Annotated in this window: 18 protein-coding genes; 15 read left to right on the top strand and 3 right to left on the bottom strand. The window is 47.7% G+C overall.

The features are described from left to right. The first annotated feature begins 154 nt into the window (after nucleotides 1–154). The 3 genes from ahrC to spo0A are packed head-to-tail and all read left to right on the top strand — an operon-like array spanning nucleotide 155 to nucleotide 3047. Nucleotides 155–604 (top strand): transcriptional regulator AhrC/ArgR, encoded by a 450-nt coding sequence (gene ahrC, locus KNO70_RS05175; protein ID WP_012726567.1) that lies wholly within the window; start codon nucleotides 155–157, stop codon nucleotides 602–604. 13 nt (nucleotides 605–617) lie between these two features. Beyond that, nucleotides 618–2315, top strand: a complete 1698-nt coding sequence (recN, locus tag KNO70_RS05180; protein ID WP_078147102.1) for a DNA repair protein RecN — start codon at nucleotides 618–620, stop codon at nucleotides 2313–2315. After that, on the top strand, nucleotides 2316–3047 hold the full coding sequence (spo0A, locus tag KNO70_RS05185; protein WP_074036711.1) for a sporulation transcription factor Spo0A: 732 nt from the start codon (nucleotides 2316–2318) through the stop codon (nucleotides 3045–3047). It begins immediately after the preceding gene. Nucleotides 3048–3703: 656 nt separating this feature from the next. On the opposite strand, the gene KNO70_RS05190 is transcribed toward spo0A, so the two are convergent. Further along, on the bottom strand, nucleotides 3704–3952 hold the full coding sequence (locus KNO70_RS05190) for a DUF2627 domain-containing protein (RefSeq protein ID WP_031423346.1): 249 nt from the start codon (nucleotides 3950–3952) through the stop codon (nucleotides 3704–3706). 134 nt (nucleotides 3953–4086) lie between these two features. On the opposite strand from KNO70_RS05190, the gene KNO70_RS05195 reads away from it, so the two are divergent. From KNO70_RS05195 to KNO70_RS05230, 8 genes are all read left to right on the top strand, one after another. Further along, complete coding sequence (locus tag KNO70_RS05195; protein ID WP_214811394.1) at nucleotides 4087–5724, top strand: sigma 54-interacting transcriptional regulator; 1638 nt, start codon at nucleotides 4087–4089, stop codon at nucleotides 5722–5724. Nucleotides 5725–5845: 121 nt separating this feature from the next. Continuing rightward, entirely contained in the window at nucleotides 5846–6742 is an 897-nt protein-coding gene (gene yqiS, locus KNO70_RS05200; protein ID WP_214811397.1) for a phosphate butyryltransferase, read from the top strand. A 25-nt stretch (nucleotides 6743–6767) separates the two neighbouring features. Beyond that, complete coding sequence (locus KNO70_RS05205; protein ID WP_012726561.1) at nucleotides 6768–7889, top strand: Glu/Leu/Phe/Val family dehydrogenase; 1122 nt, start codon at nucleotides 6768–6770, stop codon at nucleotides 7887–7889. 1 nt (nucleotide 7890) lies between these two features. Beyond that, complete coding sequence (gene buk / locus KNO70_RS05210; protein WP_214686930.1) at nucleotides 7891–8982, top strand: butyrate kinase; 1092 nt, start codon at nucleotides 7891–7893, stop codon at nucleotides 8980–8982. Then, on the top strand, nucleotides 8966–10375 hold the full coding sequence (lpdA, locus tag KNO70_RS05215; RefSeq protein ID WP_214730531.1) for a dihydrolipoyl dehydrogenase: 1410 nt from the start codon (nucleotides 8966–8968) through the stop codon (nucleotides 10373–10375). Before buk ends, lpdA begins: the two co-directional genes overlap by 17 nt. A 12-nt stretch (nucleotides 10376–10387) precedes the next feature. After that, a complete protein-coding gene (locus tag KNO70_RS05220; RefSeq protein WP_371816089.1) occupies nucleotides 10388–11395 on the top strand; it encodes a thiamine pyrophosphate-dependent dehydrogenase E1 component subunit alpha in 1008 nt (335 codons plus the stop codon). Then, nucleotides 11395–12372: an alpha-ketoacid dehydrogenase subunit beta gene (locus KNO70_RS05225; protein WP_214811400.1), complete on the top strand. Its 978-nt coding sequence runs from the start codon at nucleotides 11395–11397 to the stop codon at nucleotides 12370–12372. The genes KNO70_RS05220 and KNO70_RS05225 overlap by 1 nt, the downstream gene beginning before the upstream one ends. 12 nt (nucleotides 12373–12384) lie before the next feature. After that, nucleotides 12385–13704 (top strand): dihydrolipoamide acetyltransferase family protein, encoded by a 1320-nt coding sequence (locus KNO70_RS05230; RefSeq protein ID WP_214730536.1) that lies wholly within the window; start codon nucleotides 12385–12387, stop codon nucleotides 13702–13704. 351 nt (nucleotides 13705–14055) lie between these two features. Here the strand turns inward: KNO70_RS05230 and KNO70_RS05235 are convergent, their stop codons facing one another. Further along, a complete protein-coding gene (locus KNO70_RS05235; RefSeq protein WP_214730538.1) occupies nucleotides 14056–14355 on the bottom strand; it encodes a hypothetical protein in 300 nt (99 codons plus the stop codon). 118 nt (nucleotides 14356–14473) lie between these two features. Continuing rightward, nucleotides 14474–15247 (bottom strand): sporulation protein, encoded by a 774-nt coding sequence (locus tag KNO70_RS05240; RefSeq protein WP_214730540.1) that lies wholly within the window; start codon nucleotides 15245–15247, stop codon nucleotides 14474–14476. Nucleotides 15248–15346: 99 nt separating this feature from the next. Between KNO70_RS05240 and KNO70_RS05245 the strand changes: the two genes are divergently transcribed. The 4 genes from KNO70_RS05245 to KNO70_RS05260 all read left to right on the top strand — a co-directional run bounded on the left by KNO70_RS05245 (nucleotide 15347) and on the right by KNO70_RS05260 (nucleotide 18366). Continuing rightward, nucleotides 15347–16531, top strand: a complete 1185-nt coding sequence (locus KNO70_RS05245) for a class I SAM-dependent methyltransferase (RefSeq protein WP_214730542.1) — start codon at nucleotides 15347–15349, stop codon at nucleotides 16529–16531. Between the two features lie 35 nt (nucleotides 16532–16566). Beyond that, nucleotides 16567–16995 carry a BrxA/BrxB family bacilliredoxin gene (locus KNO70_RS05250; protein WP_012726551.1) on the top strand — a complete coding sequence of 143 codons (429 nt, stop codon included), beginning with the start codon at nucleotides 16567–16569 and terminating at the stop codon, nucleotides 16993–16995. Between the two features lie 56 nt (nucleotides 16996–17051). Further along, nucleotides 17052–17393 carry a DUF952 domain-containing protein gene (locus KNO70_RS05255; protein WP_214811403.1) on the top strand — a complete coding sequence of 114 codons (342 nt, stop codon included), beginning with the start codon at nucleotides 17052–17054 and terminating at the stop codon, nucleotides 17391–17393. A 181-nt stretch (nucleotides 17394–17574) separates the two neighbouring features. After that, entirely contained in the window at nucleotides 17575–18366 is a 792-nt protein-coding gene (locus KNO70_RS05260) for a transporter substrate-binding domain-containing protein (protein ID WP_012726549.1), read from the top strand. The last annotated feature ends 20 nt before the right edge of the window (nucleotides 18367–18386 follow it).

The following is an 18386-nucleotide window of genomic DNA, read 5'->3' on the forward strand; positions in this document are numbered from 1 at the left end:
ATGATGCTACAGACCTCGTTGTCTGTAGCTTTTTCCTTTACTCGTCTACTAGATGGGGAATGGTGGAAATCCCACCTGGAATGCTAGACCTTTTTTCGACAATACTTTAGAATGATAATGTGTATGTGAAACGAAAAATGAGGTGTCAGCGCTTATGAACAAAGGACAGCGATTGATTAAAATTCGAGACATCGTGACGAATCGAGAAATCGAGACGCAAGATGAGTTGGTGGATGAGCTACGTCGCTCGGGGTACCCAGTCACACAGGCAACCGTGTCTCGGGATATTAAAGAGTTACATCTGGTCAAAGTCCCATTGAACGATGGACGATATAAGTATAGTCTGCCTGCCGATCAACGCTTTAATCCATACGGGAAAATGAAGCGAATCCTTAGTGACAGCTTCGTCTCGGTCGATTCTGCACAAAATTTGGTCGTCATGAAAGTGCTCCCGGGAAATGCTGATGCAATCGGCGTCTTGATTGATCATCTATCATGGGATGAATTGATTGGGACGGTGTGTGGAGATGATACGATTTTAATGATTGCACGCGACGAAGAGAAGGCGAAGCAAATCATCGATCGACTACTCGGAATGTTATGAGGTGAACGTACGTATGTTAGCAGAACTATCAATCAAACAGTTTGCGATTATTGACGAATTAAACATTCCGTTTAATCGAGGTATGACTGTGCTCACGGGTGAGACAGGTGCCGGTAAATCGATCTTGTTGGATGCGATTGGATTGCTTGTTGGAGGACGTGGCTCAAGTGAGTTCGTGCGATATGGTCAAGATAAAGCTGAAATCGAAGGTCTGTTCATGATTGAACCGGATCACCCGGTCATCGAAGCGGCCGAACAATATGGCATCGATGTTGAAGATGGGACAGTCATCTTACGTCGAGACCTACATAGTAGCGGGAAGAGTGTCTGTCGTGTGAACGGGAAAATGATGCCGCTCTCGACGTTACGGGAGTTCGGACGGCTCCTGGTTGATATTCACGGTCAACATGAACATCAACATTTAATGGATGCGGAATTTCACCTTGGCATATTAGACCATTTCGCCGAAAAAGAAATCAGTCCGTTAGTCGAGGAATATCAAACGGCATTTGCGGCCTGGAAACAAGTCGCCGATGAATTGAAGCGTCTTAGTCAAAGTGAGCAGGAGCTTGCTCAACGAATGGATCTTTTGTCGTTTCAAACGAAAGAAATCGAAGCGGCTGAATTAAAAGTTGGGGAAGAACAGGCGTTGACAGAAGAACGGGATGAATTGGCCAACTTTGAACGCATTCATCAACACATTCGTCTCTCCTATGAGGCGGTTGCCGAGGAGTCAAATGGACTCGATCAAATCGGAGTGGCGATGCGCGAGATGGAAGAGGCGTCACAGCTCTCTTCGTCTTTGACATCTGTATCGGAGACAATCTCTAACGCTTATTATTTGTTGGAGGATGCAAAGTTTCAACTCCGGGACCAGTTAGATTCGCTCGAATTTGACCCGATTCGATTGGATGAGATTGAGTCACGATTGGCTCTTTTCCAGCAATTGAAACGAAAGTATGGGACGACCATCGAAGAAGTCATCACCTACGGCGAACAAGTGTCGGATGAATTGAAGTCGATGACGAACCGTGAAGAGCATTTACAAACGCTCTCAGATGAACTCATTCGATTAGAGCAAATTGCAAGAGAAGCTGGCATGAGACTGTCTTCAGCGCGTAAGATGGCTGCGGAGTCGCTTCAGCATGCGATTCATCGAGAGTTGAAAGAACTATATATGGAAAAAACAGCGTTCGAGGTCCGTTTTAAAACTACATCGCTTAAACAAGATGGTTTAGATGACGTAGAGTTTTACATGATGACGAACGTTGGAGAACCGTTCAAACCGCTCGCAAAAGTCGCTTCAGGAGGAGAACTTTCCCGTGTCATGCTCGCACTCAAATCAATCTTTTCAAGAACGGTTGGAGTGGCCTCCATTATTTTTGACGAGGTCGACACAGGGGTCTCTGGACGTGTCGCGCAGGCGATGGGTGAAAAAATCTTCCGACTTTCTGTCGGCTCTCAAGTCCTCTGTATCACGCACTTGGCACAAGTTGCTGCGATGGCAGACCAACATCTTTACATTACGAAAACCGAAACGAATGAACGGACGAAAACAAATGTGACGTCCCTCGACCGTGAAAGTCGAATCGACGAATTGGGTCGCATGATTGCTGGCGCTCAAATGACAGACTTGACGAAGCAACACGTCGAAGAATTACTTGAGATGTCACAACAAGTAAAACAGAAGTTCATCAAAGGAGTGTCATAAGTGATTACATTATGTATTGCGGACGACAATCGAGAAATCGTCGATTTGTTGAGCCGACAATTAGAATCTGAGCCTGATCTTCGTGTCGTAGGTACGGCACACGATGGAGAAACATGCTTGGATGTCGTCAAGACACACCAACCGGATGTACTCTTACTCGATATTATCATGCCGCATTTGGATGGGATCGGAGTATTGCAACGCCTAAATGAAGAATTAGGTGATGACAAACCGGAAGTGATCATGTTGAGCGCGTTTGGAAAAGATGAAGTGACGAAACAGGCCGTGCAACTCGGGGCCTCTTATTTTCTCGTCAAACCGTTCAATATTCAACAGTTATTAACGAAAATTCGTGAATTGTCAGAAGGAACAAATCGAGAATTCGACGGAATGACGCCAGAAGAAATTGAAATCTCACTCCTGCTTCAGCAACTCGGAATCTCTCCGCGAATCAAAGGGTTCAAGTATATCCGTCAAGCTGTCATTTACGTGCGAGAACGCCAAGATTTGCTCGGTCTCATCACGAAAGAATTATATCCGATGGTCGCAAAAGAGCATGAGACGACATCTTCTCGTGTAGAACGAGCAATGCGTCATGCAATCAAGACGGCATGGGAGAACGGCATGCGCGATCATGAGATGTTCGAAGGGCGACCGGAGCGTGAGCGAAGCCCGAAAAACTCGGAGTTTATCTCGTACTTCGTCACGTATGTATCGTTTAAGAATAATTGAATCATTTCATGAGGACTAAGTCGTGATGGGACTTAGTCTTTTTTAATGAAACAATTACTTTAAGATTTATTTACTTTATGAAAGAAAGCGCTTGCAAAATGGTGGGCCTTTGTTATAATAAAGATGTACCAAGTTACTTGGACAAGCGTCAGATGAACGCTTTTCAAACTTGTTCCGGAGCAACGTTTGAAGAAACCAAATCATCTCGGTTCGCTATCCGATTATAGCTCAGAGGTGGGAACGACACCTCAAGTCGTTAATGTCCCGACGTGAGGTCGCGACAGTCGCTCATTCGCGAGGCGATTCTATCATCAACTCGAAGCTAGGGGTTGATATAGGAAAAACAATCGTTCAGTTAACCAAAAGGAGTGTTGTCAACCGTTGAACAGTTTATGGCAAGCGTTCGACTTCACGATGGATGGTTCGACATGATCCGATAAGTAAATCAGTTAGTAACTCGAATGGTAAGATTCCGTTCACGCAAGACGGCAGTTACTAAAGTTCTTTCATACTTCTTCATTAAGAAGACGTTGGATTTCATGTCAAAGTAAGTAACGTAGTTTGAAAGGAGATCATCCGTAGTGATCACAATTCAATATGAATAAAAGGTTCCGCACTTGAAATGAAGTCAAGTTAGGGAACCTTTTTTTGTGTGCTTATGAGTCGAGGCGTTGTACTTTTCCTGTTTTTTTGTCGCGGTTAAAAATATAGCCGGCTACAAATCCGATCCCGCCCATGGCGAGCAGAAGCCCAAAGGTCCCCTGCAACATGGAGGCGGCAGCGAGTGAATCGAACCATGAAAACGGTGCGCTCGTCTTCAAAAAGAAGCTATCACGTAGCAATTTGATTCCGTAAACACCTAATAACCCAGGGACGATTAAGATTAGAAGCGCGATAAAACGCATGCAATCTCCTCCTTTACCATACATTATTTTAACAGAAATCGATCTGTTCGACACGGTCTATTTTTGGGCACCTTGCGAATCAGGTGCGGATTCAGTAGCATGAAATAGAGAAGAATGATGATGGGGGAATATGTATGAATAAACGATTGATGATTGTGGGGGCAGGAAAAGGGGGGACCGAAGTCCTTCATATGCTGATGGATTCGCCGCTTGCGACGATTGTAGCGGTCGTAGATTCTGATACATCTGCAGAAGGAATAGCCCTTGCTAAAAGTTATGGCATATCTGTGGCGGACGATTGGAAACAGTATGCGGATGCGACACTAGATTTTGTCATCGAAACGACGGGGAAACATCAAACGTTTGAACAATTAAAGGACCATTTCAAAGATGCGGTCGTCTTACCAGGGGAATTTATTCGGATTGTGGTTGAACGATTGAAACAGAATCAACAAATGCTCGAGGCCATCATTGAATGTACGAGTGAGGCCATATCGGTCGCAGATCATCACGGTAACACGATTTTGATCAATCCGTCTTATACACGGTTGACCGGATTCAAAAAAGAAGATGTGGTCGACAAACCAGCGACGGCAGATATCGGAATGCAGGAAAGCGTCCATTTGAAAGTACTATCGACCGGGCAAGGCGTTCGAGACATTCGGATGCAAATTGGGGCGACGAGACGAGATATTCTTGTGAATGCAGAACCGATCATCGTTGAAGGAAAGTTGCGAGGCTCCGTTGGGGTCATCCGTGACGTATCTCAGATTCGTGCCCTACGTGATGAATTGCAGGAGGCAAAAACACGCATCCGGAATCTAGAAGCCAAATATCAGTTTGCCGATATCATTGCGACGAGTGACGCCATGCGATTTGTCATCGAGCAGGCGAAACTTGCCGCTGTGACCCCAGTGACGGTATTGATTCGCGGAGAATCGGGAACAGGAAAAGAACTGTTCGCCCATGCCATTCACGGAGAATCTCCTCGAAAATATAAAAAGTTCATTCGCGTGAACTGTGCGGCGATTTCACCTACCCTTCTTGAAAGTGAGCTATTCGGTTATGAAGATGGAGCCTTCAGTGGAGCTAAACGAGGCGGGAAAACCGGATATTTCGAAGAAGCGGATGGCGGATCACTCTTTCTAGACGAAATCGGAGAGCTCCCTCTTGATGTCCAAGTGAAGCTCTTACGTGTCCTCCAGGAAAATGAAATTGTCCGTGTCGGAGGGACGACGGCAATCCCAATCGATGTCCGAATCATTGCCGCAACGAATGCCGATCTCGAACAAAAAGTAGCAGACGGAACATTCCGGGAAGATTTGTATTACCGAATCAATCGGATGCCGATCCATATCCCACCATTACGTGAGCGATTAAATGAACTCGAGGCACTATGTGAACGGATGATCCGGAAACTGAATCAAGAATACGGTCGTAGTGTACGCGGCGTTGACGAAGATGCCTTAACATTACTGAAGAGCCAGCATTGGAAAGGGAATGTGCGAGAACTGGAGAATGTGATTGGTCGTGCGATGATTTATATGGCAAGCTCCGAGCAGTGGATTGCCCCACATCATTTGCAGTTATCCAATCGTTCCACGAGTCAAAAAGTGGTCGAATCTGGAACGTTTCACGAGGCCGTTGCAAAATATGAACGCGATTTGATTGAAAGAACAATTGAAGAGGCAGGCGGCAACAAATCAGAAGCGGCCCGCCGATTAAAGATTTCGATCCGAACATTATACAATAAACTCGAAACCATGCAATAATTTGCATGAACATTACTGCATGGTAAGCATTATTTTGCATGGTCATCCGCATTATAAAGCGCTTACAATTTAGGAAACAAACTTGCTTATAATATAGTGTAGAGAGCAAGGGGGGACAATGATGAATTTTGAACGGATGCTGACGAACGCAAAAGAGTTAGAAGGCTGTACCGTGTCCATTGCGGGGGCAGCGGACGAAGAAGTCATCCGGGCCGTAAAACTCGCTACGGATCATGGACTGTCACGCTTCATTTTGTTCGGTGAAGCTCGAGACATCCGAAAGTTATGTGAACAGCATGGAATCGATGAGTCAGCCGTCGATATTTTACATGCGAAAGGTGACGTTGAGATTGCGCGACGTGCCGCATTAGCTGTGAAAAATAAAGAGGCGGACGTCCTCATGAAGGGGATGGTGTCGACATCGACATTTATGAAAGCCGTCCTTAATCGTGAAGCTGGACTCCGTACGAAGCGGACGCTCAGCCACATCGCACTATTCCAAATTCCGAATCGTGAAAAGTTGATTGGAGTGACGGATGCGGCGATTCATATCGCACCAACACTCGAAGAGAAGGTCGAAATTATTCACAATGCGGTAGAAGCGATGCATGACATCGGTTACGAATCGCCGAAAGTCGCAGCCATTGGAGCAGTCGAGGTAGTCAATCCACAAATGAATGCAACTCTCGATGCGGCACTACTTAGCCAAATGAATCGACGTGGACAAATCAAGGGCTGTGTCGTAGATGGACCTCTCGCGCTCGACAACGCTGTCGACATGGTCGCAGCAAAGCAAAAAGGAATCAACAGTGAAGTTGCCGGTCAAGCCGATTTATTAGTCGTACCTTACATAGAGGTCGGCAACGTCCTTTATAAATCAATCATGTATTTCGCAGAGGCGAGCGTAGCGGCGATTGTCGTCGGCGCATCTGCCCCTGTTGTATTGACAAGTCGTGCCGATACTGCCGAAGCGAAGCTATATTCGCTCGCGTTCGCTTTGTTACATGCTAAACATTAATCGTACTTAACAGGAGGAATTAATCATGATGGAAACAAACACTGAGCCACGCTTCCGTATTTTTGATGTCTTACAATCTGAGGACTATGAGCAAATCGTATTTTGCCAAGACCAAGCGTCTGGACTAAAGGCGATCATCGCCATCCATGACACGACGCTCGGGCCAGCTCTCGGTGGACTACGTATGTGGAACTATGAATCAGAACAAGAGGCACTCACGGATGTGTTGCGTCTCGCAAAAGGAATGACATATAAAAATGCTGCAGCGGGTCTCAACCTTGGGGGCGGGAAGGCCGTCATCATCGGAAATGCGAAGACAGATAAATCAGAGGCGCTCTTCCGTGCATTCGGACGATATGTTCAATCTCTTAGTGGTCGTTACATCACGGCTGAAGATGTAAATACAACAGTTGCCGACATGGACTTCATTCACATGGAAACGGATTACGTCACGGGCGTCAGTCCTGCATTCGGTTCAAGTGGTAACCCTTCACCGGTCACGGCATATGGTGTGTATCGTGGAATGAAAGCTGCTGCGAAATGGAAATTTGGGACAGATTCGCTCGCAGGGAAGACCGTTGCTGTACAAGGTGTTGGTAACGTGGCCTACAACTTATGTCGCCACCTCCACGAAGAGGGTGCTCATTTGATTGTGACTGACATTAACGAGGAAGCACTCAAACGTGCCGAAGCAGACTTTGGTGCGACGGTCGTCAAACCGGATGAGATTTACGCGGTCGAATGTGACATTTTCGCTCCATGTGCCCTCGGTGCCGTCATCAACGACAAAACAATTCCACAATTGAAAGCACAAATCGTCGCAGGTGCTGCCAACAACCAATTGGCAGAAGATCGTCACGGAGACGTGCTCGACGAAAACGGAATTCTATACGCACCAGACTTCGTCATTAATGCAGGTGGGGTCATCAACGTCGCAGACGAACTTGAAGGCTACAACCGTGAACGGGCAATGAAGAAAGTCGAACTCATCTATGACAACATGATGCGCGTCTTTGAAATCGCAGAACGTGATGGCGTACCAACGCACGTTGCGGCCGATAAGATGGCGGAAGAGCGGATTCACATGATGTCGCGTTCACGCAGTCAGTTCCTTAAAGTTGAAAAAAGCATCCTAGGGAGACGCTAAGATGACAAAACGGCTAATTCTTGCAATCAACCCAGGGTCGACCTCGACGAAAATTGGATTGTTTGATGGGAAGGAGGAAGTGATGACACGCACGGTCCGACATGCGATCGATGTGACGGGTCTCACACTTCCAGAGCAGTTGCCTCATCGTGAGCAAGAAGTACGTGCCTTATTAGAAGAGACGGGCATCGCGGTCAATGATTTGACCGCGATCGTCGGTCGTGGTGGCTTGCTTGCACCAATGACGTCAGGAACGTATACAGTCAACGATCTCATGCGTGAAGATTTGACGAGCGGACGTTTCGGGATGCATGCATCGAATCTCGGTGGTCTGATCGCTTCGAAAATCGGTGGGGCTGAAGGGATTCCTAGTTTCATAGTGGATCCGGTCGTCGTCGATGAGATGGACGAGTTGGCCCGTAAGACCGGCATGCCAGAAATCAATCGTCGTAGCATTTTCCATGCCCTCAATCAAAAGGCTGTCGCGAAACGATTCGCGGCCGAAAATGGAAGCGATTACAATGAGCTGAATCTTATCGTTGCGCATCTTGGTGGGGGAATCACAGTCGGTGCCCATGCGGCAGGTCGAGTCATCGACGTGAATAATGGTCTTGACGGAGATGGACCGCTCGCGCCGGAGCGGGCAGGCTCGATTCCTGTTGGACAGGTAGTAGAACTATGTTATAGTACCAGGTATAAAGAATCGGAAATGAAAAAGAAAATTGTCGGTCAGGGCGGCCTGTTTGCTCATCTCGGTACATTCGATGCCATTGAGATTGAGCAGCGGGTCGAATCAGGAGATGATGAGGCGAGGCTGTTGTATGAGACGATGGCTTATCGTGTCGCTCAAGAGATTTCAAAACACGGCGCGACATTATGCGGTCGTGTGGATGCCATCTTACTGACGGGCGGGATTGCATATTCCGAGTGGCTGACTGAAAAAATCAAGGAGCGTGTCACTTATCTCGCGCCGGTACACGTATATCCGGGTGAAGATGAGCTTAAAGCGTTGGCTGAAGGTGCACTTCGCGTCATCGAGAAGGAAGAGACCGCACGAGTTTATGAGGGGGATGCACATGGCACGAGAATTTGATGTTGTCGTCATCGGTGGAGGACCAGGAGGATATGTGGCTGCAATCAAGGCGGCCCAGGCAGGAAAATCTGTCGCAATCGTCGAGGCGAGAAAGTTAGGTGGCACCTGCTTACATAGAGGATGCATCCCGACGAAGGCGCTTTTAAAAGCTGCACATGTCTATCAAACGGCGAAGCAAAGTGCGACGTATGGCGTGGAGACGGGAGATGTGACGTTCAATATGGAACGCGCTCAAACGTATAAGCGTGATCTTGTGGCTGGACTAGAAAAGGGAATCGAACATTTGATGAAACAAGGGAAAATCGAAGTGTTCCGCGGAAAGGCCTCTATTCTTGGACCAAGCATCTTCTCACCACAACCAGGGACTGTATCCGTTGAGGATGAAAGCGGTGAATCAGAACTGATCTTGCCGAATCAATTGATTATCGCAACAGGGTCGATTCCTCGTGAACTTCCTGGATTGCCGTTCGATCACAAACGGATTTTGAATTCGGACGACCTCCTCAATTTTGAAACGCTACCTGAATCGATTGCGATTGTCGGTGGCGGGGTCATTGGAGTCGAATGGGCGTCCATGCTCGTCGACCTTGATGTGAACGTGACATTGATCGAAGTAGGCGATCGATTACTCCCACTCGAGGACAAAGCAGTATCGCGTGAAGTGGAGCGTCTTTTGAAGAAGCGCGGGGTCCGCGTGAAGAAGAGCGTGACGGTCGACGCTGAACGAACATTGATTCACGAAAATGCAGTGGAGATTGCTGTCGGGGAAGAGATGTTACAAGTAGACTGTGTCCTCGTCTCGGTTGGCCGAGTTGCCAACACGGAAGACTTAGGACTTCAAAACACTTCTATCGTCGTAGAGAACGGCATCATTCAAGTCGATAGTCAGTATCGGACGAAAGAACGTCATATCTTCGCAATCGGGGACTGTATCGGGAAGTTACAACTCGCCCATGTCGCGTCGGCAGAAGGTGTGAAAGCGGTCGAGACGATTCTTGGTCTTGAGCCGACACCGCTCGATTACGCGCTCATCCCACGCTGTGTATACAGTGTCCCTGAAGTCGCTTCGGTCGGTTTGACAGAAGAAGCGGCAAAAGAGGCCGGACATGATGTGAAGACGGGGACGTATCGATTCAACGGACTCGGGAAAGCGCGGATTGAAGGACAAGCCGACGGATTCGTCAAACTCGTTTCGGACAAAGAAACAGATGACCTTCTTGGTGTTCATATCGTCGGACCGAAAGCGACCGAACTCATCACAGAAGGTGGACTCGCGCTCGTCTTGAACGCGACGGCTTGGGAGATGGGACAACTTGTGCACCCGCATCCTGCACTGAGCGAAGCCTTCCAAGAAGCGGCTCTTGCCGTCGATGGATTACCGATTCACGCCTAAGGAGGAACAAGGATGGAACAGATGACTGTAAACTCATATGAAGAGCTTGGTTTAACGAAGCAAGATTTATTGGCGATGTACGAAACGATGGTACGTGCCCGCAAAATCGATGAACGGATGTGGAAGTTGAACCGCGCCGGGAAAATCCCATTCGTCGTCTCATGTCAAGGACAAGAAGCGGCGCAGGTCGGTGCGGCGTTCGCACTCGAGAAAGGAATCGACTACGTCTTGCCTTACTATCGTGATGTGGCGGTCGTCCTTCACTTCGGTCAAACGTCAAGAGACTTGATGCTATCGGCATTCGCGAAAGCGGAAGATCCGAACTCAGGTGGTCGTCAGATGCCTGGTCACTTCGGATCGAAAGAACATCGCATCGTGACGGGTTCGTCTCCGGTCACGACACAAGTCCCTCATGCAGTCGGGATCGCACTTGCGGCGAAGATGAAAAAAGAAGAACTCGTCACGTTCGTTTCGTTCGGAGAAGGGTCTTCGAACCAAGGAGACTTCCATGAAGGCGCAAACTTTGCAGGTGTCCATAAGTTGCCGGTCATCTTGTTCTGTGAGAACAACAAGTATGCAATCTCGGTTCCACTTACAAAACAGTTGGCATGCGAGCGCGTGTCAGATCGAGCGAAAGGATATGGCATGCCAGGTGTGACAGTCGACGGGACAGACCCGATCGCTGTCTATGCGGTCGTGAAGGAAGCGCGTGAACGTGCACTTCGCGGAGAAGGACCGACGCTAATCGAAGCAGAAGTTGAACGTCTCGTGCCACACTCATCAGATGATGATGACAAAGCATACCGTTCAGCAGAAGAATTGGCAGGGTTAAAAGAGCGGGACGGCATTCAATTGTTCCGTCAACGACTTGTGAACGACGGAATCGCAACGGCGGATACACTTACTGAAATCGATGCACAAATCGATGCTGAAGTGAATGAAGCGACGACATATGCGGACAAAGCACCGTATGCATCGCCTGAATCTGCACTGGATTACGTCTATGAGGAGGAAAAATGATGAAAACGTTTATCGAAGCGATCAATGAAGCGATTCATGAGGAAATGGAGCGCGACGAAAACGTCTTCGTCGTCGGGGAAGACGTCGGCGTTCGTGGTGGTGTATTCCGTGCCACACAAGGGTTGATTGAAAAATATGGAGAGGATCGTGTCATCGACGCACCGCTCGCTGAGAGTGCGATTGCCGGAGTCGGGGTCGGAGCTGCCATGTACGGCATGCGACCGATCGCAGAAATGCAATTCGCAGACTTTATCATGCCAGCAGTGAACCAAATCGTTTCAGAAGCGGCAAAAATTCGGTACCGTTCAAACAACGATTGGACGTGTCCGATGGTCATCCGTGCTCCTTTCGGTGGGGGTATTCACGGGGCTCTCTATCACTCGCAATCAGTCGAGGCGATGTTCAGTTCGACGCCAGGTCTTAAAGTCGTCATTCCATCTGACCCTGTCGATGCGAAGGGATTGTTGAAAGCAGCAATCCGTTCGAACGACCCTGTTCTTTTCTTTGAACATAAGCGCGCCTATCGTCTTTTGAAGGCGGAATTGCCGAGGGACGAATACACGGTTGAAATTGGTAAGGCCGCTGTCAAACGGGAAGGTGAAGATATCACGATCATCACGTACGGTCTTTGCGTGCATATGGCACAAGAGGCTGCGAAAACGCTCGAAGAAGAAGGAATCAGCACGCACATCCTTGATCTTCGTACCGTCTACCCGCTCGACCAAGAAGCGATCATCGAATCGGTCAAGAAGACTGGTAAAGTGCTACTCGTAACGGAGGACAACAAAGAAGGAAGCATCATCGGAGAAGTGGCGGCGATTATCGCGGAGAAGGCGCTTTTCGAACTCGATGCGCCGATTGAGCGTTTGGCTGGCCCCGATGTGCCGGCAATGCCGTATGCACCACCTATGGAAAAATTCTTTATCGTATCCCCAGAAAAAATTGCCGAGCGGGCGCGTCAGCTCGCGGCGTTTTAAGGAGGCATCTCCATGGAACAAACGATTACCATGCCCCAACTTGGGGAAAGTGTGACAGAAGGCACGATCACGACCTATCTCGTCAAACCGGGTGACCGTGTGGAAGAATATGAACCACTCGCGGAAGTCATGACGGACAAAGTGACGGCAGAGATTCCGGCGACTAGCGCAGGAGTCGTCAAAGAGTTTCTCATTCCAGAAGGGGAGACCGTCAGCGTCGGGACACCGGTATTGACGATGGAAGTCGAGAGCGCGGAGGAAGCGGCAGTTGAGACGAAGACCGAACCGATTGCAGAAACGGCACCTGCAGAATCCGTCTCTAAGCAAGCTGTCGCCACTGCACCGAAAAAACAAAGTGGAAACGGTCGATACTCTCCTGCTGTCATCCGACTCGCCAACGAGAATGATATCGATTTGAATGAACTGAGCGGAAGCGGTCTAGGCGGTCGGATCACGCGGAAAGATATTCTTCGTTACTTATCAGAAGGACGTCCGGCATCGACTTCTGAGCAAGCGACACAAGCGCCTGTCCAAGAGACGATGGTACAGACGAAGTTGGACGTTCCGACTGAGGCACCACGTCCTGTCGTTGAACCGTCACAACCGGTCGCATCATCATCGACTTCATCTGGCCGTTATGAATCGATTCCGACAGCCGGAGTACGTCAAGCGATTGCGAACAATATGGTCCGCTCGAAACACGAGGCTCCACACGCATGGCTCATGATTGAAGTAGATGTGACGAACCTCGTCGAAGCCCGTGCAAAGTTAAAAGATGAGTTCATGAAACGGGAAGGCGTCAAATTGACGTTCATGCCATTCTTCATGAAGGCAGCCATCGAAGCATTGAAGAAGTATCCGATGATGAATTCGGAGTGGGCAGGAGATCACATCAAAGTTCACCAAGACATCCATCTCTCGGTAGCCGTCGCGGCAAACGACGCCCTTTACGTACCGGTCATTCGCCAAGCGGATGAGAAGAATATTAAAGGACTAGCCGTTTCCCTTCAAGACGTGGCAACGCGAGCGCGTGAGAACCGCTTGAAGGCTGAAGAGATGCGTGGTGGGACATTCACCATCAACAACACAGGTGCGTTTGGTTCGATTCAATCGGCACCAATCTTGAATTACCCACAAGCGGCAATCCTATCGGTCGAGTCGATTGTGAAGCGTCCGGTCTGGATGAATGGAATGTTTGCGGCACGCGATATGGTCAACCTTTGTATGTCTGTCGACCATCGTGTCCTTGACGGTCTCGTCGCAGGTCAGTTCTTACAAGCGATCAAACAATCGCTCGAGTCGATTGACCCAAACACATATACCGTATATTGATTAAAAAATGGAGGCGCTCCCAGTGGGGTGCCTCCATTTCTTATGAGTTATAGCCAAGGAATACCGTGAAGACGAAGCTTGCGGCTGAGATCAGTAAGAGAAGAAACGACAAGGACATGCCTATTGTGACGAGTCCTTTGGAGAGTCGTGGTTTGGATTTATATAGTGCGAACGCAAACATAAGACTGAATAGGCCGAGTGTCGTGAATAGTGTGAGTGGAATTGCTCGGTCGTAAAAAAATTGAAGTAGATCCAATGTAGAATCATCCTTTCTAATCATGCACCTTCGAATCGTCGTTGATGGACACGGTACGTCAATCTGCTGACTACGACGAACACGAGAAGGAACATTCAGTATATAAAAATATAGTTTAATGAAAATGCAGAAACCCCATCATGTCTGACCGAAGAAATCCAAAGCAAAAGGAGTGAGGTAGGGAAATGAATCAATAGTACAAGATAGGGCATGAACTTCATGAATGATAAGGCGTTTGTCGACGGATTTCGCATGAGATACATGGCAATCAAACCAATCAGCACTTCGAGTCCACCAAGCGTGAAATAGGCGAGTGACTCAGAAAGACTGGTCTCTAGAATCGGTAAGGCAAGCGTTGCAAGACCAAGACTCCCAATCATTATTAAAGCAAACAAGATGTAGTCACCTCCAGAAAAGGGTTTATTCCATATGATCATTGTAAAAAAATGGATGCTTAAATTCAATACCTCAGAAAAACACGCCATTCATAGAAATGGCGTGTCAGTGATTTCCTTAAATCGATTGTTCAATCATCGATTCGATGTCGCGACGAACTTCAGCTACTGATAAACGTGCAGCGTCATAGCGTACACGATGAGTCGACTCGTCCGTTCCCGTCAAGTCAGCAAAGAGACTTCCGAGGTCGTGGACACTGCGGTCGACTTGAATGAGCAATTCGATGGCATCCTCGCCTTGTAGAATCACAACTTCTACCTCGTCTAACTGGCGACCGAATCGCGAACCGTTCGCTGAATACTCGAGTTCTTGGGCAATCGGAAGACGTCCCGAACGATGACGTGCCGGGAGCATCTCCGTGTCGGCTTTCTTCAAACGGAATCCGAGCTCGTCCATCGCATCTAATATGACTTGTTGAGCCGCATTCGGTTGTACGGTGATCGCATCTTCATCTTTTGGATCGACGGCTTGGGCGATATCAAGGCCCGTTTCAATCCATGATTTTGATTGGCTCACAGAGAGTGGCGTATTGAACGGGACGTTGACTGTGAACGGAATTTCTTTCACTTCTCCAGGACCAATCATAAACGGTGCTTCATTCAATAAGATTTTTTCAATCGTGAACGTCGAGTATGTCGACTTATCGTTCACCTCATGTTTATACAACGTATTGAAGAAGAGATAGATACTGTCGACGGATTGTTCGACCGAACCGCCTTCGATATGGACGACTCCAGTGAGTTCTCCACCGGGTGAACAGTGGCTTTCATTCAAACGTGTGTCGACTTTTGCGGCACCGATTCCGATTGATGATAAAATCTTTTTAAACATATGTGTATCCTCCTTTGACGTAACGTCGTCTTCGTGTAATAGTATGTACGGACAGGTGAAACGATATGTTTCAAAATTTCTAAAAAAGGATTGAATCCATTGGAATATAAAGCGTTACAAGAGCGTCTCGCAGACGTCTTACAATCAAATCATCTCGTGTCGGCGACCATCAGTCAACCCCGTCAAAAATCTAGCGATCTCAGACGGGTCAAATTGAAACCGGTTATGCTACGAAATGCGTATCATATCCAGTTCGAGTATCAGTATGAGCGGGTGATGAACCATAAAAACTTGACACCAGATGAGGCTGTCACGGAAGTGAATGAGCTTCTCGAAACGTTCCGACAAGGACAGTTTCAGTTAAAAGATTCCGACATCCAGTTCCAATTATCTAAAAAGTTCAAAGTGACATTGAAAGAAAAGCAGACGGCTCAAAAAGAAGTTCAACTGAGCCACAATAGGGAAAAACAGTACGTGCTTCCACTCGACGAGCCAGTTCCGTTTCTCATTCGACTCGGCATTCAGTCAACGGACGGAAAAGTGAAGCGTCAAAAGTATGACAAGTTCAAACAGATCAATCGTTTCCTCGAGTTCATTGAGGATTCACTGAAATACTTGCCGGCAGACCGTACCGTTCGAATCTTGGATTTCGGATCAGGGAAGTCGTATTTGACGTTCGCGCTCTATCATTTCCTTCATGAGATGAAAGGATATGACGTCCATATCACAGGGCTCGATTTGAAGAAAGAGGTCATTGAAGAGTGTGCATCGATTGCGAAAGATCTTGGATATGAACGGCTCGAATTTTTAGTCGGAGACATTAATGAATATGAAGGGGAAACAGCTGTTGATATGGTCGTGACCCTTCATGCATGTGATGTGGCGACAGACATGGCGTTGGCACGTGCCGTCCGCTGGGGCGCGAAAGTCATCTTGAGCGTTCCGTGTTGTCAAAAGGAATTGAATCGTCAAATTCAAGCGTCGAATTTAGCCGTGATGCTCCAACATGGCTTGATCAAAGAACGGTTCGCCTCACTCGCGACCGATTCCATTCGGGCTGAACTGCTTGGACTTGTCGGGTATGATGCCCAGCTGCTCGAATTCATCGACCTCGAGCATACGCCGAAAAATATCATGATTCGTGCCTACTTGACGAACCGTCAGGCGAGCGCAGAGACGAAGGCACGTTACCTTGCTTTCAAACAGATGTTAGGGGCAGACCCGTTCTTAGAACGGGAATTGAGCGATAGACTTGTCCTCGAGGTGGAACAAGACGTAAAATAAGGGAGTACAGACGAAATGTCGAAAGGGGAAACAACATGGATTTTCAATTATATTTTCAAGATGTAGTCGAACAAGCGCGTAACGAAGTACGTGCTGCAGGATACACAGAGCTCACGACACCGGAAGAAGTAGACGGAGCGCTTAAAAAAGAAGGGAAGACACTCGTCCTCGTCAACTCGGTTTGTGGGTGTGCAGGCGGGATTGCTCGTCCAGCTGCGGCATACGTCAACAAGATGGAAGGTGTGAAGCCTGACCATTTCGTGACCGTGTTTGCTGGTCAAGACCGTGAAGCGACAGATCGTGCACGTGAGTATTTTGAAGGATATGCACCGTCTTCACCGTCAATCGCACTTCTTGAGGATGGCAACATCGTGACGATGGTAGAGCGTAGTGAAATCGAGTCATCGACTGCTGAAGAGCTCGTCGACCAATTGCAAACATTGTTCGACATCTACTTCGCATAATCAAGCATCGGCGCAAAGGCACTGCCTTTGCGCTTTTGTGAAAAGGGGCAGGGTATATGGAACCAGTCATCAAAATCATGACGGAGGCAGAATATATGATTGCCCTGTCATGCGGTGAAATCAATGAACCGTCACTTCAATCTGAAGGGACGATTAAATGTTGTACGCCGCAACAGATTGGAAAGGTCGTCAAAAAGTCGTATTCGGGTGAAGCGGTCGTTCTCGTATCGTTACACGTCAACCGACTTGGTCAGTTGCTACATTATGAATTGGATGAGGATGGAGAACGTTATCCACATGTGTATAGTGCCATCCCGATGACTTCGGTCAAACAGGTGCAACCGTATGGGTCACGCGACAATGGAACGGTCACATATTTCGCTTTCGAGCGAATGTGACCTTCTTTTTTATATAATTTGCATGAATATACTTTACAAGTAATAATTATGTGTATATAGTGGTTGAAGACACAAGTCGGACAACTGATGTGTCATAGAACAGTTGAGCTACGTTCACACATATGTCATAATTTTGTTAATGTTCTGATAATTATTATTCAACTATGAAAGGGAGATGAAGATGAAAAAAGGTTTTCTAGCATTATGTTTAGCAGGACTGGCCGCGTTCTCAGTCGCGTGTGGGGCAGACGTGAACGAAGGAGGATCGACATCGACCGATGGTGAGGATGACAAAGTCATCGTCATGGGTACAAGTGCCGATTACTTCCCATATGAGTTCGTCGATACAGCGAATGGCGACGAGATTGTCGGATTTGATATCGATATCGCCAAAAAAGTGGCAGAGAACATGGGATATGAATTGAAAATTGAAGATATGGATTTCGGAAGCTTACTTGGAGCCCTCAATGCAGGTCGAGTCGACTTCGTAATGGCGGGGATGACTCCGACAGAAGAGCGTAAAGAAAATGCCGATTTCTCAGATATTTATTTCACAGCGGTGAACTTGATCTTGTCAAAAGATGATTCGCTTCAATCACTTGAAGACTTGAAGGGGAAAAAGATCGGAGTCCAGCTCGGTTCGATTCAAGAAGGGATTGCACAAGATCAAATCACAGATGCTGAGATCGTCTCGTTGAACAAGATTCCTGAGATCATTCAAGAAATCAAGACAGGACGTATTGACGCGATGGTCATCGAAGATACGGTCGCGAAAAAATACCTCGAGCAAGATAGTGAATTGACGACATTTGAAATTGTGGACGAAGAAGAAGCAGGTTCTGCTGCTGCCTTCCGTAAAGATGATGAACTCCGCGATCAATTCAACGAAGAGTTGAAGAAGATGATCGACAGTGGAGAAATCGAAGAGTTAGCACAGAAATGGTTTGAAGAAGAGGCTGCGCCAGCCGAATAATGAATCGTACGAGGCTGACT

Origin of the sequence: Exiguobacterium sp. s181 (assembly GCF_018617125.1) — a bacterium.
Classification (GTDB): Bacteria; Bacillota; Bacilli; order Exiguobacteriales; family Exiguobacteriaceae; genus Exiguobacterium; species Exiguobacterium profundum.

Bases quoted from the DNA above. Each gene is read 5' to 3' on its own strand.
- ahrC (WP_012726567.1), top strand. From the start codon at position 155: ATGAACAAAGGACAGCGATTGATTAAAATTCGAGACATCGTGACGAAT.
- recN (WP_078147102.1), top strand. From the start codon at position 618: ATGTTAGCAGAACTATCAATCAAACAGTTTGCGATTATTGACGAATTA.
- KNO70_RS05190 (WP_031423346.1), bottom strand. From the start codon at position 3,952: ATGCGTTTTATCGCGCTTCTAATCTTAATCGTCCCTGGGTTATTAGGT.
- KNO70_RS05195 (WP_214811394.1), top strand. From the start codon at position 4,087: ATGAATAAACGATTGATGATTGTGGGGGCAGGAAAAGGGGGGACCGAA.
- yqiS (WP_214811397.1), top strand. From the start codon at position 5,846: ATGAATTTTGAACGGATGCTGACGAACGCAAAAGAGTTAGAAGGCTGT.
- KNO70_RS05205 (WP_012726561.1), top strand. From the start codon at position 6,768: ATGATGGAAACAAACACTGAGCCACGCTTCCGTATTTTTGATGTCTTA.
- buk (WP_214686930.1), top strand. From the start codon at position 7,891: ATGACAAAACGGCTAATTCTTGCAATCAACCCAGGGTCGACCTCGACG.
- lpdA (WP_214730531.1), top strand. From the start codon at position 8,966: ATGGCACGAGAATTTGATGTTGTCGTCATCGGTGGAGGACCAGGAGGA.
- KNO70_RS05220 (WP_371816089.1), top strand. From the start codon at position 10,388: ATGGAACAGATGACTGTAAACTCATATGAAGAGCTTGGTTTAACGAAG.
- KNO70_RS05225 (WP_214811400.1), top strand. From the start codon at position 11,395: ATGAAAACGTTTATCGAAGCGATCAATGAAGCGATTCATGAGGAAATG.
- KNO70_RS05230 (WP_214730536.1), top strand. From the start codon at position 12,385: ATGGAACAAACGATTACCATGCCCCAACTTGGGGAAAGTGTGACAGAA.
- KNO70_RS05240 (WP_214730540.1), bottom strand. From the start codon at position 15,247: ATGTTTAAAAAGATTTTATCATCAATCGGAATCGGTGCCGCAAAAGTC.
- KNO70_RS05250 (WP_012726551.1), top strand. From the start codon at position 16,567: ATGGATTTTCAATTATATTTTCAAGATGTAGTCGAACAAGCGCGTAAC.
- KNO70_RS05255 (WP_214811403.1), top strand. From the start codon at position 17,052: ATGGAACCAGTCATCAAAATCATGACGGAGGCAGAATATATGATTGCC.
- KNO70_RS05260 (WP_012726549.1), top strand. From the start codon at position 17,575: ATGAAAAAAGGTTTTCTAGCATTATGTTTAGCAGGACTGGCCGCGTTC.